Annotated in this window: 14 protein-coding genes; 10 read left to right on the forward strand and 4 right to left on the reverse strand. The window is 60.3% G+C overall.

Annotated features, from left to right (window positions below; all coding sequences use genetic code 11):
- Nucleotides 1-172: 172 nt before the first annotated feature.
- From VGL70_15870 to VGL70_15885, 4 genes are read right to left on the reverse strand one after another with little or no spacing between them, the layout of a single operon-like run.
- On the reverse strand, nt 173-1,087 hold the full coding sequence (locus VGL70_15870; protein ID HEY3305002.1) for an amidohydrolase family protein: 915 nt from the start codon (nt 1,085-1,087) through the stop codon (nt 173-175).
- Nucleotides 1,088-1,110: 23 nt separating this feature from the next.
- Complete coding sequence (locus VGL70_15875; GenBank protein ID HEY3305003.1) at nt 1,111-2,103, reverse strand: ABC transporter substrate-binding protein; 993 nt, start codon at nt 2,101-2,103, stop codon at nt 1,111-1,113.
- Between the two features lies 1 nt (nt 2,104).
- Nucleotides 2,105-2,707 (reverse strand): thiamine pyrophosphate-dependent enzyme, encoded by a 603-nt coding sequence (locus VGL70_15880; GenBank protein HEY3305004.1) that lies wholly within the window; start codon nt 2,705-2,707, stop codon nt 2,105-2,107.
- Nucleotides 2,683-3,213 carry a hypothetical protein gene (locus VGL70_15885; protein HEY3305005.1) on the reverse strand — a complete coding sequence of 177 codons (531 nt, stop codon included), beginning with the start codon at nt 3,211-3,213 and terminating at the stop codon, nt 2,683-2,685. Before VGL70_15885 ends, VGL70_15880 begins: the two co-directional genes overlap by 25 nt.
- Nucleotides 3,214-3,386: 173 nt before the next feature.
- On the opposite strand from VGL70_15885, the gene VGL70_15890 reads away from it, so the two are divergent.
- The 10 genes from VGL70_15890 (at nt 3,387) to VGL70_15935 (ending at nt 13,692) form a co-directional block, all read left to right on the forward strand.
- Entirely contained in the window at nt 3,387-4,094 is a 708-nt protein-coding gene (locus tag VGL70_15890; GenBank protein HEY3305006.1) for a GntR family transcriptional regulator, read from the forward strand.
- Complete coding sequence (locus VGL70_15895; GenBank protein ID HEY3305007.1) at nt 4,091-5,077, forward strand: hypothetical protein; 987 nt, start codon at nt 4,091-4,093, stop codon at nt 5,075-5,077. The genes VGL70_15890 and VGL70_15895 overlap by 4 nt, the downstream gene beginning before the upstream one ends.
- The gene (locus VGL70_15900; GenBank protein ID HEY3305008.1) at nt 5,074-5,466 is read left to right on the forward strand and encodes a VOC family protein; all 393 of its coding nucleotides are present in this window, start codon (nt 5,074-5,076) and stop codon (nt 5,464-5,466) included. The genes VGL70_15895 and VGL70_15900 overlap by 4 nt, the downstream gene beginning before the upstream one ends.
- Nucleotides 5,467-6,468 carry a hypothetical protein gene (locus VGL70_15905; GenBank protein ID HEY3305009.1) on the forward strand — a complete coding sequence of 334 codons (1,002 nt, stop codon included), beginning with the start codon at nt 5,467-5,469 and terminating at the stop codon, nt 6,466-6,468.
- Nucleotides 6,469-6,499: 31 nt separating this feature from the next.
- Entirely contained in the window at nt 6,500-7,675 is a 1,176-nt protein-coding gene (locus tag VGL70_15910) for an LLM class flavin-dependent oxidoreductase (protein ID HEY3305010.1), read from the forward strand.
- Between the two features lie 216 nt (nt 7,676-7,891).
- Complete coding sequence (locus VGL70_15915) at nt 7,892-8,968, forward strand: cupin domain-containing protein (GenBank protein HEY3305011.1); 1,077 nt, start codon at nt 7,892-7,894, stop codon at nt 8,966-8,968.
- Nucleotides 8,965-9,933, forward strand: a complete 969-nt coding sequence (locus tag VGL70_15920; protein HEY3305012.1) for an ABC transporter substrate-binding protein — start codon at nt 8,965-8,967, stop codon at nt 9,931-9,933. Before VGL70_15915 ends, VGL70_15920 begins: the two co-directional genes overlap by 4 nt.
- A 10-nt stretch (nt 9,934-9,943) precedes the next feature.
- The gene (locus VGL70_15925) at nt 9,944-10,939 is read left to right on the forward strand and encodes an ABC transporter substrate-binding protein (protein HEY3305013.1); all 996 of its coding nucleotides are present in this window, start codon (nt 9,944-9,946) and stop codon (nt 10,937-10,939) included.
- Between the two features lie 144 nt (nt 10,940-11,083).
- Complete coding sequence (locus tag VGL70_15930; GenBank protein ID HEY3305014.1) at nt 11,084-12,058, forward strand: ABC transporter substrate-binding protein; 975 nt, start codon at nt 11,084-11,086, stop codon at nt 12,056-12,058.
- A 134-nt stretch (nt 12,059-12,192) separates the two neighbouring features.
- Nucleotides 12,193-13,692, forward strand: a complete 1,500-nt coding sequence (locus tag VGL70_15935; GenBank protein ID HEY3305015.1) for a UbiD family decarboxylase — start codon at nt 12,193-12,195, stop codon at nt 13,690-13,692.
- Nucleotides 13,693-13,783 lie beyond the last annotated feature (91 nt).

The raw sequence follows: 13,783 nt of genomic DNA on the forward strand, positions 1-13,783 counted from the left end.
TCCCCCTCTTTCCCCCTTTGTCAAAGGGGGATGAAGGGGGATTCCTCGATTTCTTTGCGTTCTTGGCGTCTTGGCGCGAGCAAATCCCCGCCCTTTAACAGCTCTGGGCGACAGGTAAATTTGCGCAAACCGCGAAAACTATTAAGCATAGTATTACGAAGCACACGAAGTTTTACAATCTCAGAAGTCTTTTCGCGTTGCCGCTGTAGATCAACTCTTTCTGTGTTTGAGACAGCGCCGCCTCTTCCACTCCCGCCAGCGCGCGTTCGAGATAATCTCCTTCTTGTCCCCAGGGAAGATCGGTGCCGAATAAAATGCGCTCGGCGCCCACGGTATGGACCGCGCCGACGATGGCGCCGGAGTGTGAGGGGCCGGCGGTGTCGTAATAAAACGACTTGAGATATTCGGCCGGGCGCTTCAGCGCCGCGCCGTCGCGGTTGGCGCGGTCGATTCGCGCCATCAGCGTGTGAATCGGTCCGCCCATGTGGGAGACCATCAGTTTCAAATCTTTGAAGCGGTCGAGCATGCCGCTGCAAATCATCTTGCAGACGGAGACCGCGCTGTCCACCGGCCAGCCGATGTAGTGATCCAGACGGTAGTGCCGCCAAGCTTCGGGAAAGTCGTCGCGGTCGACGGGATGGATGAAAACCGGCAGTTTCAGGTCGTTTATTTTGGCGAATATTTCCTGGAATTCCATTCCATCCAAAGTGCGTCCGCCGACGTTCGACGGCACGGATACGCCGCGTAGATCGAGTCCGTTGACCGCGCGCTCCAGCTCGGCGATCGCTTCGTCCGGGCGATTCAAGGGAACGGTCGAGAAGGCTACAAACCGGTCGGGATTTTTTCGGCAGATGTTCGCCAGCCCGTCGTTGACGGCGCGCGCGCTGGCGGATGTCAGTTCCGGATTGGCGTAGAACTGTTTGCCGGAGGAGTAGGTCAGGAGCTGCTTGTCGATCTTTCCCCTGTCCATCGCTTCCAGCCGCGCTTTTTCATTCCACAGGCCTTGCTTGATAGCCTTGATGCCCGCGCTCGCGAGAACGTCGGCCGCTTCCGAAGGAATGGCGTGCGCGTGGCAGTCGATGATCACGTGGGCCAAGGAGCTTGCTCCCTTTACCTGTCGGAACGATACAGACCGTCGATGAAACCGCTGTCGTCGATCGCGCGCACGTAATGCGTGTCCCAAGTTTCCAACGGCGCCACGGAGTTCGCGTTGGGATCGTGCGCCACGTCGAGATCGTAAAGATTCCACACGGCCATCGGGTCGGGGTATGGCTTGGCCGAGAGCAGCCGGCTCCACTGCTCGTGCAGGTACTCGATTTCATCCTCCCCGTCGAGGCCGATCAATGGCGCGTATTCCCGCGCGAGAATCGCACAGCTCTTCTGTTTTTCGCTTTTAAAAAAATGGACCGCCTCGATCAGCGCCTTCAAGAACGCCAAGACCGCTTCCTCGTTGTCGCGGACGAAGTCCGTGCTGGCGCAGATCGTCGTGTTGTGAATCACCGGCAGCGAAGGGAGTTCGAGGGCGCCGAGGCCGCGCTTTTTCGCCTGGAGGTCGAACGGGATATCGACGTTGGCGGCGTCGACCTCGCCGCGGCGCACGCGCTCGATGCTGGAGGCGCCGACCGCGAGGCGCGAATCCGCGCCCTCGCCTTCCCGCGAGGAGAAAACGAACTCGACTTTGGCGACGTCCACGCCGGCGCGTTGCAAGGCATGGCGCAGGTTGCCGTAGACGCACGATGCGGGGCCGGTGAGGATTCTTTTTCCTTCGATCTGCCTGGGCTCGTGAATGTCCGGCCGCACGATGAGGCGGTCGTCCCAGTCGTTTTGCGTCTGCGCCAGGAAGACGAGCCGCTTGTCGCCGCGCGCGCGGTAGAGATAGGGCTCGTGGTGGAGGCCGCTGAGAAACTGGTATTCGCCCGAGAGGAGCAGCGCCGCGCGCTCGCGGATCGACCGGGTCTTTTTCCCGAGCTGCGGAACTTTCGCGATATCGACGTCGAGCTCGAAGCCGTGCTTCGCGGCGACGCCGGAGTCGCGAAACACGAAATGCAGCGGCATGTGGGAGATGGAGCTGCTGAGGAGCTTGATCTTCTCGCCGCGAGGCATGTCAATCCTTGGCCGGCGTGAAGCCGCCGCGGTAATCCGGATGAGCGCGGACCGCAGTGACGAAATTTTCCAGCATGGGGCGGCCGTGGATGAAACGGGAATCGACCTTCACCCGCTCCCGTCCCGGCGCGACTTTGACGACGAAGAAGGCCAGTTCCCGGGCGTCGAAAGCTTTTTTCACGATGCTTGCAAAGTCTTCCAGCGTCGTGATCGTCCCGGTTTTTTTGATGCCCGCGCCCTCGGCCATTTTTTCCAGATCGGCGGTTCGCGCGGTGGCGGTCGCTCCCATGTTGGCGTACGCCTGATTGTCGAAAACCAGCACGAGCAAGTTGGACGGATTCACGTCGGCCACGGTGACCAGAGTGCTCGTGTCGAGCAGCAAGCTGCCGTCGGAGTCGATGGCGATGACCTTACGGCGCGGAAAGGCGAGGCTCACTCCCAGAGCGAAGCCGAGGCAGGTGCCCAGGTTGAGGCTGTGAAAGTTCGCCCCGCCCGGCCGCAAGTGCGCCCATTCGCGCGCGTTGCCGCCGCGGCTCGTGATGGCGAGCATGTGCTCGTCCGTCCACGAGGCCAGAAGTTTCAAGCAGTCGAATCGTTTGACCATAGAACGTCTCCCGTCAAGAGCAGCACCAGCGGCGTGCCGAATCCCTGGCAGGCCGTGTGCCCGTCGACGATCCGCCGCTCCAGATCGCTTTTGTTCTCGATGATACGGTAGGGAATGCGCAGCGCGTTGAGCAGCGGCTCGCCGAGCTGCTGGAACATGAAGAGCTGCGCGCCCGATATGCCGCTCCGGTCGGCGATGTCGCCGCGATAAGACGCCAGAATCAAAACTGGTATGCCGTACAGCACGCCCATCTGCGCCAGCGACCAGGTGCCCACCATCAATCCGGCGATCCCCGTCACGAAGACGCAGCGCCTTCCTGATAGAGACGCGCCGGCACAGAGAGAAATCCCGTGCCCTTCGCCGACGACCGTGATGCTCGTGAAGTAAGGGTCTTGCCGTATCGCCTCGGTGAGCGGCGAGGTCGGCTCCTCGGGAAGCGTCACGACGAGATCGATCTTTTCTGTTTTGAGCGTCTTGATGATGATGTCGATTGCGTCTTGTTCCATCGGGTACTCCGCGAAACTATATATTCCCCTGCAAAATCTATTGTCAACGACCCTTCTAGTCTAGTTCAACCTTGATCGTCGGGCGCCGCCCGGTCGGTAAAAATTTATTGACAAGCTGAAAACTGTATAATACGTTGTCGACAGCATTGTAGACAATTAACGAACAAAGGCAAATGAAAAAAAACGGTCCGGCGGCGCGTCAAAAATTGAGCCTGGTGGAAAAGGTCGTGGAGCATCTCACGCGCGAGATCCTCTCGGACAGGCTGCGTCCGAACCAGCGCATCAGCGAGCCGGTGATTTCAAAACGGCTCGGGGTCAGCCGTTCGCCGGTGCGGGAGGCTCTGCGCATCCTCGAGCGCGACGGCCTCGTCAAGCAAAGCGACAACCGCGGCATGGTCGTCGCGGACGTGACGCCGGAAGAGGCCGATGAGCTCTATCTTATTCACGGCCATCTGATCGGCCTGGCGGTGCGGCTCGCCTGCCAGAGGATGAAGGGCGAGGCTCTGACCGGTATGCGCGACATGGTTCGAAAGCTGAGGCAGGCTGCGGACAAAGACGACCGTAGCGCGTTTCTCGACGCCAGGACGCAACTGGAGAGATTCGTCGGTGAGAGAAGTTTCTCGCCCCGGCTGGCGCACCTATTAGAGGTGATGGCCTATCCGAGCGCCCGTTATCGGGCGTTCCATGTGTCCGTGCCCGGATACATGGACGAAATAACCAGGTGCTACGAAGGAATCTACGAAGCATTTTCCAAGCGTGACGACACGGCAGCCGAGCAGTTAAGGCTCAAGATCATGGATCTGGGGCGCGAGCTTCTGCGGCGATATTTCATCGAGCCGTACGCGGGACTCAAAGGACAAGAGCGGAACGCGCGACTATGAGCCAGGCTGAAAAACCCATCCGAATCGCCATCGGCGACAATCTGTGGACGCGCGCGCTCGTCGACGGGAGCGTTCGCGTCGAGAAATTTCCGGTGGAATTTCACGCCAAGGTGACTCTTCCGGACCGGCTCCATGGCGTGCGCGAAGGTAAATGGGACGGCTCGGACGGCACCCTGACCGACTATTTACTGGAGAAAGATCAAGAAACGGGCGTCCCTAAAGTCGCTTTGCCGATTTTTATGCTCGGCGGTTTCCGCCATAGAACCCTATTGACGCGCCGCGACGGGATATCCGTTAAAGAACTGCGCGGCCGGAAAGTGCTGCTGCCGCGAGTCCTCACTCCCGGCGGCGTTTATGTGCGCGGATTTTTGGCCGACGAGTTCGGCATTCAGCGGGAAAATATCGACTGGCACACGATTCACGGGGCCGAAGAAGACGCCGAGTGGAAGTGGCTCAAGGGAAGATTGGGCAAGCCGGAAGGCTTCGAAGCGGTGGTCGCCGCCGCCGAAATGCTGGACCGCGGCGAGTTCGCCGCCCTGATTCATCCCGGCGGCCACGGCTTTTACTCCCTGTTCGGCGGCGACGGGATGATCGGCGGCACCTTGAAGCGCTTTCCGAATCTACACGAGCCGTTGGGCGACGCCAACGCGATCGCCGCCTGGTTCAAGAAAGCGCGCATCTATCCTGTCGTCCACGCGCTGCAGCTCAGGCGCGATTGTCTGGAAAAAAATCCCGGACTGGCCGGGGCACTCATCGATGCGTTCACGCGCGCCTGGACGGCGAGCGAGTCGCGCCTGGAGCCGAAGGAGCGAGCATTGATAGTTCGGGAACGGTCGCTGCTGGGATTCGATCCTTATCGCTATGAGCTGGGCGAGGTGCAGCGGCGGACGATCGAAAAGCTGATGGATTATCTCCAGGCCGACGGCCTGCTCGGCCGGCGCTTTACCGTAGTGGAACTTTTTCCGTTCTCGGGTAAATCATGACGGCAAAAACGGCGCCGCTTCTCTTCAACGCCCGGCGCCTGCTGGTGTATGTCGAGGATCTCGACCGGGCGATTGCTTATTACCGCGACGTGCTCGGCTTCAAGCCGCTCGGCGGCGTGGAGGGAACGAATTTCGAGTTCGCCACCTCCGGCCCGCCGCTGGTTCTGCACCGCGACGGCCAGGTCTCGGAAGCGCAGCGCGGCCGGGTCGGCTTCGTTCCGAGCTTTCAAGTCGCGGATGGAATTCACGAACTGATCGAGACCTACAGACGCCGCGGCGTGCGTATCGTCAACGATGTTCTCGAAGTCCCGCACGGCTGGATCGCGTTCGTCAGCGATCTCGAAGGCAATGTCTTGCAAATTTACCAGGCCAAAGGAGCGGCGAAGTAGATGGCGGGGCTGTGCATCCAGGTTCCCGAGTGCATTTGGTCCAAAGCTTTGTTCGACCGGACCGTCAAAGTCGACGGTTTCGAGGTCTCGTTCGAGAGCTCGCCTTTCGATCAGCGGACTTCGAGAAGGCTCCGCGGCGAAGTCGAAGAAAAATACGCCGGCGCCGAGCAAGTCCTCACGGATTACATCGTCCGCCTCGCGCGCGGCGTCGAGAAGGAATGGATCGCGCTTCCCATCTTCGTCACGCGCGGCATGGTGCACAGAAAATTCGTCATGCGCCGCGGGGCGGTGACGCCGAAAGATTTAAAGGGACGGACGATCGGCATGGGGCGAGTGTTGGGCGCGACCAGCGTCTACCTGCGCGGGCTTCTGGAAGACGAGTACGGCATCGGCCGCGGCGACGCGCGCTGGCTCGCCGCCGAGTCGATCACGAGCGACGGCGCGATGGGGCGGGAGTGGAAACATTTGCACGAGCGCGGCGGGATCAAGGCATCCGAAATGATCTCGAAACTCGGCGCGGGCGAGCTCGACGCGGTCATCTATCCCGGAGGAGCGGGCGGCCATTGGTTCAACTGGCTGGTCGAGAGCGGCGCGCGCCGGACTCCCGATCCTTACGGCGACCTGGAGCAGATGGTGGCGGCCCATTCCAATCTCTGTTTTCCCATCGGAGCGCCGGCGGCGCAGGTTCAGTGGTTTAAAAAAACGAAAATTTATCCCACGTACCACTGCCTCGCGATCAGAAAAAGTCTCGGCGAGCAGGGCCGCGGCCTGGGCGCCGCTCTGGTTCAGGCGTTCGATCGCGCCGCGAAAGCAGCGCCGCGCTATATGAATCCGGATGAGCGCAAGCTCTACGAGCGCGAACAAGAACTTTTGAATGTCGATCCCAACGCCTGCGGCCTCAACGACCTCAACAGTAGAACGGTTGATAAATGCATCGATATTCTTGAAGCGGACGGTTTGCTGCCGCGCCGCGTGACGACGCGGAAGATATTTCCAATATAGACAGCGTGACGATCAAGGGGAGGGAGAATCTATGAAGGTTTGGCTTTTCATGCGCGTGGGCTATCCCAAGCGCATCGCCGGTTCCTATCTGCTTGCGGGCAAGGACTACGACCGGCTTCTGGGCAAGGAGATTTACGACGAGGTGGTCGAGTTTCTGCGCGGCGTCGAGGACTACGGCTTCGACGGTATTTTTTTCCCGGAGCATCACAGCCGCGCGGCCAACGGCCTTTCGCCTTCGCCGAATATCTTCGTCGCCATGACGGCGGTTTTGACCAAAAAGATGAAGATCGGCCTCATGGGAAATTGTTTGCCGCTGCACCACCCGGTGCGCCTCGGCGAGGAGCTGGCGTTGCTCGACAACCTGACCAACGGCAGGCTCGTCATCGGCATGACGCGCGGTGGAGATTTCTGGGCGTTCCAGATTCCTTCCGCCGAATCGCGCGAGCGCTTCGAGGAAGGATGGGACATCATCCAGAGAGGCTGGCAGGCCGAGGAGCCGTTCGAACACCACGGCAAGTACTGGAACCTCGACTACGTCGCGTTTCTGCCGCGGCCCTTGCAGCAGCCGATTCCCGAAACCTGGATACCGTCGATCAGCGCGGAGAGCATCGAATGGGCGGCGAAAAACCGCATTTGCCTCGCGGCTTCGTGGTCGCCGACGAATCAAATCCGGGAGAGCTTCGAGTACTATCGCAAGTACGCGAAGGATAACTGCGGCTGGACGCCCGGACCGGAGCATTGCATCGTGTCGCGCGACGTTTACGTCGGCACGACCAACGCCAAGGCGCGCGAGGAGGCGGAGAAAGATCTTCTGGTCGGACCGGCCGAAGAATTCGGCGGCGCGCCGGCGAAATACAGCCGCAACGTGGCCGATAAATATTTTTCCGAGCGCGCCACGGAATACAAGAAAACCGAGCACGTCGGCGTGATGGAAATCAAAAACTGGCCGTACGAAAAATTGCAGGAAGAGGGAATTGCGCTCGTCGGCGATCCCGACTACGTGACGGAGCAGATTCTTTATCAGTGCAGGACGCTCGGCACCGACAAAATCATGATGCGGCCGGTTTTCGGCCGGCTGCGGCTCAGTCAGGTGAAGAAGAGTCTGGAGCTTATGTCGAGAGAAGTGCTGCCCAACCTGAAAAAGAAGTCGATCGAGTTTGCGACTCAGCCTTCGTCGTCGGCAGTCGTTGGAGGAGCCGCGAAGTGAAAGCACGCGAGTCCTCGCGGCGCGAAGACTCGCGCCGTGAAAGCCTCGCCTCCGGCGAAACGACTATGTTTCTGACCGGGGCGGCCGGCACCTGCTCTCCAAGCCCGCGCGATGGGTCAGTGCTTATTCCAACCGGAAGTGTCGGACGCGCGGGCTTTCCGAACAGGCACCGGCCGCCCCGGTCAGCACGAACCTCGCGCACAGAAGGTAATTATTATGAGTAAGACCGCGCCGGTTGTAAAAGCCACCGTCGACCCGACCGCCTTTTACGAAGAGGTGAAGAAGATGCACTTGCGGCCGCTGTGGCTGCAACAGGCCCACGGGCCGCACAAGCTTGCCGTGCCGCACCTGTGGAAATGGCCCGAGGTGCGCGCGCAGATGATGCACGCCGCCGAAGTCGTGAGCACGGAGAATGTCGAGCGGCGTGTGCTCGGCCTGATGAACCCGGGCCTGGAAAACAGCGGCCGCTTCGCGACGACGCCGAATCTGGTCGCGGCGATACAAATGATCCTGCCGGGCGAGACCGCGCTCGCGCACCATCATACGCCGGCGGCGCTCCGCATCATCATCGAAGGCGAAAGCTCCTACACCTGCACCGACGGCGAGCGCCTCTGGATGGAGCCGGGCGATCTCATTCTCACGCCCGCATGGAGCTATCACGATCACAAGAACGAAGGGAAGGGTCCGATGATCTGGCTCGACGGCCTCGACGTGCCGCTCGTCCAGGCGATGGACACTTTTTTCTTCGAGCTCTATCCGGGGAAAAGAACCCAGCCGGTCACGCAGGCCGACGAGGCGTCGATGAGCCGATTCGCCGCGCCCGGCATGCGGCCGGCGGCTTTCACCTGGCAAAAAAATTACTCGCCGCTGACGAAGTACCCGTGGAAGAAGATGGTCCAGGCGCTCGACGCGATGAAGGAGGCGGACGCGAGTCCGCACGACGATCTCCGCCTCGAGTATTTCAACCCGCACACCGGCGGGCCGGTGATGCCGACGATCGGCTGCTTCGCGCAGAAGCTCAGCGCCGGCGCGCACACCAAGCAACATCGTCACAGTTCGTCAGCGATCTATTATGTCTTTCGCGGCGCCGGCTATTCCGTTATCGAAGGCAAACGATTCGACTGGTCAGAGCGCGACATCTTCGTCGTTCCCGGCTGGCACTGGCACGAGCATGTGAACCTTTCCGTCCGCGAGCAGGCCATGCTTATCTCTTACACCGACGAACCGCTTTTAAAGACCCTCGGCATCCACCGCGAAGAATCTACGAACACGCCTGACGAGGAAAAAAGATGAGTCAAAAAAAGATTTTTCGGCAGACTCTATGGGCCGCTCTTTGTATTCTCGCACTCGCGATCGCTGCCAACGCGCAATTGACGCCGCTGAATTTTGTCTATACCGGCTCGGGCTCGCAGAGCGACGCGCTCAAGTTCGCCTACGAAGCGGGGTTCTTTAAAAAGCACGGTCTCAACATGACGATGCTCTACGTCACGAGCGGCGTGATCACGTCGCAGACGATGGCGTCGGGCAGCGCCCACGCGGCGACGACGACGGCGACGGACGCTCTACGGGCGATTGCCGCCGGCGCGCCGATGAAGATCATCATGGTCAACATCGATCAGTTCCAGCATCTTTTCGTCGCCCGGCCGGGAATCAACGGCCCCAAGGACATGAAGGGCAAGAAGATCGCGGTGAGCCGCTATGGCGCGTTTTCCGATATTCAGACCCGTTTCGTCGTGCGCCAGTGGGGCATGGATCCGGATAAGGATGTCCAGGTTTTGCAGATCGGCAACTCCGCGGCCAGGGCCGCGGCGCTGGCGAGCGGCGGCGTCGACGGCGCGATCGTCACGCCGGCTTTCGTGCCGTTCGCCAAGCAGGCCGGCTTGCAGGTGATCTTCGATCTCTCGACGATCAAGACGAAATTCGCGAGCCAGATCATGGTCGCGCACGACAGTTTGGTGAAAGAGCGTCCCGCGGTTTTGAAGAACGTCGTCAAGGGATTTCTCGACGCCATCCGGCAATTCAAGTCGAACCCGGCGATCGCGAAGCCTTACCTGAGAAAATACTACAAAGTTTCCGAAGCCGACATCGAGAGCATTTACGCCGAGACCAACCGGTTCCTCCGTTCCGACCCGACGCCCGACCTAGAAGGGCTGCAAAACGCCTGGGAGAGCATCCCGGAGCACAAAGGAAAAAGCGTCGATCTCAAAAAATTCATTGACCCTCGGTTTGTCGCCGAAGCTATCGGCGAAATGAAATGAAGGTGTCGCGATGTTGAAGAAGTTCCAAGTTAGAACTCTCGTTTTCAGTATCTTCATCACGCTCGGTGCCTCCGCTGCGAGCGCCGCCGAGCGTCCGCTGCGCGTGGCATACCCTGCGCCCGCCGGCGCCTTTCTGCCGCTGTGGACGGCGCAAGACGCCGGCATCTTCAAAAAGCACGGCTTGCCCGTGGAGCTCATCGCCGTCGGCTCGTCGACGCGGGGGGTGGCGGCGATGGTGTCCGGAGATATCGATGTCTTGGCCGGAGGCGGTTCGAGCGGGATCACGGCCCAGTTGCAGGGATACACGGACATGGCGCTGTTCGGCAACGTCATTCAGACTTTCCTGTTTTCCGTCATGACGCAGCCTTCGATCACCAACGTATCGCAGCTCCGCGGCAAGAAAATGGGCGTGACCCGCTTCGGCGGCACGCTTGATTTCGCCGCGCGTTATTATCTCAAGCGCAACGGCCTGGACCCCGGCAAGGATGTCTCGTTCGTCCAGATCGGCGCAATGCCGGACATCGCGGTCGCGGTGGCGACCGGCGCGATCGAATCGGGGGTGATCGGAGTCCCGCAGAATCTCCAGGCCAAGAAACTGGGCCTGCGCGAGCTGGCCGATCTTTCCGACAGCGGGGCGCGATACGCGCTGGCCGCTTTCCTGGCGAAGCGGAGCTTTCTTTCCGAAAAGCACGAGTTGATGGTGCGTTTCATGAAAACGCTCGTCGAGTCGATTCATTATCTGAAAACCCGCCCCAAGGAAGGCATGGAAATTTTGAAACGTTACACGCGGGTAGACGCTCCGGAGGTTCTCAAGCCGGCCTACGACATCCACATCAAGCTCTTCCCCAGAGTTCCGGAGATTTTTCCCGAAGACCTGAAATTGGTGTTGGAAGAAGTTGCCTTGACCAATCCCAAAGCCGCAGGCGCGAATCCGGCGAGTTTCATCGACGACCGCGCAGCCAAAGAAGTGGTCAAGTCGGGGTTCGCGGAACAGCTATACAAGTAAGAGATCACGATGCCTCGAAGTGGAAAATCCGCGTTCATGGTTCGACAAAGCTCACCACGAACGGGGTTGTGCCGGTTGAATCGCAGCTCCTCGACCGTTCGCCCTGAGCTTTTTCGAAGGGCGGACATCCGGCGTTTTCGCTTAGTGGTTTGGCTCGCCTGCGCGCTGATGGTTTTGTCCTGGAGCGCCTCCGTCTCCGCGGCGGAGACGACCCGCGTCGCGTACCCATCGGCGGCGGTCAACTTCGTTCCGCTTTGGGTTGCCAAGGAGGCAGGTTTTCTAAAAAAAGAAAATCTTCCAATCGAGCTCGTGTCGATCCGCTCCTCGCCGATCGCGATGACAGCGCTTTTGTCCGGCGAGCTCGACATGGTGGTCGGCGGAGCCAATCCGGCGATTGCGATGCAGTTGCAGGGATACAAGGACATCACGCTTTTCGGCGGGCTCATCAATACGTTTCTCTTTTCGATTTGCGCCCAGCCGGCGATCGGAGACGTTTCCCAGTTGAAGGGCAAGCGGCTGGGCGTGACGCGCTTCGGCGGCTCCAACGATTTCGCCGGTCGATATTATCTGCGCCAGCGCGGTCTCGATCCCAACAAAGACGTGACCTTGATTCAGGTCGGCTCGCAGGAGGACATCCTCCGCGCGCTGCTGTCGAAGAACCTCGATGCCGCCGTGTTGGGTTATCCGGCCGTCTTCATCGCGAAGAAGAACGGGCTGCGCGAGCTGGCGGACTTGACGCGCAGCGGACTTCGCTATCAGTTGAACGGTTTCGTCGCGAAGAAAAGCTTTCTCGCGGAACAGCACTCGCTCGTGACGCGCTTCTTCAAAGTGCTGGCCGAGTCGATCCATTTTCTCAAGACCCGGCCGAAGGAAGGGATGGAGATCATGCGGCGCTACGCGCGCATCGACGATCCGGAGATTCTCAAGGCGGCGTACGATCTTCACGTCGGCTTGTTTCCCAGGATGCCGGAGCTGCATCCGGAGGATCTCAAGCTGGTCATCGAAGAGATTGCGTTAACGAATCCCAAGGCGAAGGGCGCCGATCCGGCGGCGTTCATGGACGATCGGGTGGTGCGGGAGCTGGCGAAGTCGGGGTATGTCGAGCAATTGTATAAATGATAATTCGAGCGCGTCGCCGCCCTCAGGGCAAGCCTTTCCGGGCGACGGCGATAGTTTTCTGCCTTGAGGGCGCCTTCAAACGGCACAGAGGCTGGAAGCGGCAGGGTTCGGCCGTATTGTGAAAGGAGCAGGACATGGCCTTCGATTCACTACGTGAATTTTTGAGTTCACTGGAAAATTTGGACGAGCTGAAGCGCATCAAGGCCGAGGTCGATCCGGTGCACGAGCTGGGTGCGATCGCCTATCATTCGCTGCTTAGAAAAGGTCCGGCGCTGCTCTTTGAAAACATCAAAGGCCACCGCACGCCGCTCGTGACGAACGTGCTCTCGACGGATAAGAAAATGGCGGTCGCCTTCGGCATCGAAGGCGACCCCTCGACTCGGGCCGGGGCGCCCTCGCTCGGGACTTCGCCGGAGTGTCGAGGGGTCGTCCTGAGCGAGCGAAGCGAGTCGAAGGAGACGGGCGTCTCGAATTTGGACGAAAAGCTTCGCATGAAATCGATGTTCGAAAAATTTCTCTCAGGCTTCAAGAATCCGACCCAGCCGGTCGAGGTCAAGGGTGGCCCGTGCAAGGAAGAGATCCAAAAAGGCGACGCCGTCGATCTTTACAAATTTCCCACGCCGGTCTGGCACGAAAAGGACGTGGGGCCTTACCTCGGCACCTTTCACGGCTGCATCACCAAAGACCGCGCGACGGGCGATCAGAATATGGGCATGTATCGCCTGGTGATCCAGGACAAGAATACACTCTACATGTCCATGCACCGCGACGGGTTGGCGCACTACCGCCAGTACGAAGCGCACAACGAGCCGATGCCGATGGCGGTGGCGATCGGCATGGAGCCGCTGCTCTCGATCGCGTCGATGAACCCGATCAGCTCCGGGCTGGCGCGCCACGCCGAGCTGGCCTTCGTCGGCGGGCTGAGGGGAAAGGGCGTCGAGGTGACGAAGTGCGAGACGCTGGAACTGCTCGTGCCCGCGCAGTCGGAGATCATCCTCGAAGGCGAGGTGTTGCCGAAGACGCGCGTGACCGAAGGGCCGCACGGCGAATCGCACGGCTTCTACGGCGACGAAAAGCACGGCCTCGTTTTCAAAATCAAATGCGTCACGCACCGGAAGAATCCGATCCACCAGGGCCTCATCTGCAACTATATGGAAGACGGCGGCAAGCGCATTACGCGCTCGGCGGTCCTGTGGGGCAAGTTGAAAAGTCTCGGCACGCCGGGCGTCGTCGACGTGCGCTTCCCGGACCCGGGCTGCGGGCGCGAGATCTGCGTCGTCGCTGCCGACATCACGGAGCCCGGGCAGGTGATGCAGATCGTCGAGACGGTCTGGGGCGTCAACGCCATGGGCCCGAACTGGCTGATCGTCGTCGACGCCGACGCCGACCTCGACGACTGGAACAATATATGGTGGCGGATTTATTCCAGGAGCGAGCCGCACCGCGACGTATGGATCACGCCGCCGCGCCAGCACGGCGGCCACCAGCCGCTGGTGAAGCACGGCTTCACGTCGCGCATCGCGATCGACGCGACTTCGAAGTTCAAAGGCGTGGAGTTTCCCGAAGTGAACGACGTGAGCAAAGAGCTGACGCAGAAAGTGCTGCGGCGGTGGTCGGAGTTGGGATTGGAGTAGATCAAAAAGTATGGCTTTGTCGCATGTTCAAGCCGCCACCCGTTCTCCGAGCCCGCGCGATGGGGCGCTGCTTATTCCAACCGGCAGTGTC

This window comes from Candidatus Binatia bacterium (assembly GCA_036504975.1).
Taxonomy (GTDB): domain Bacteria; phylum Desulfobacterota; class Binatia; order UBA9968; family UBA9968; genus JAJPJQ01.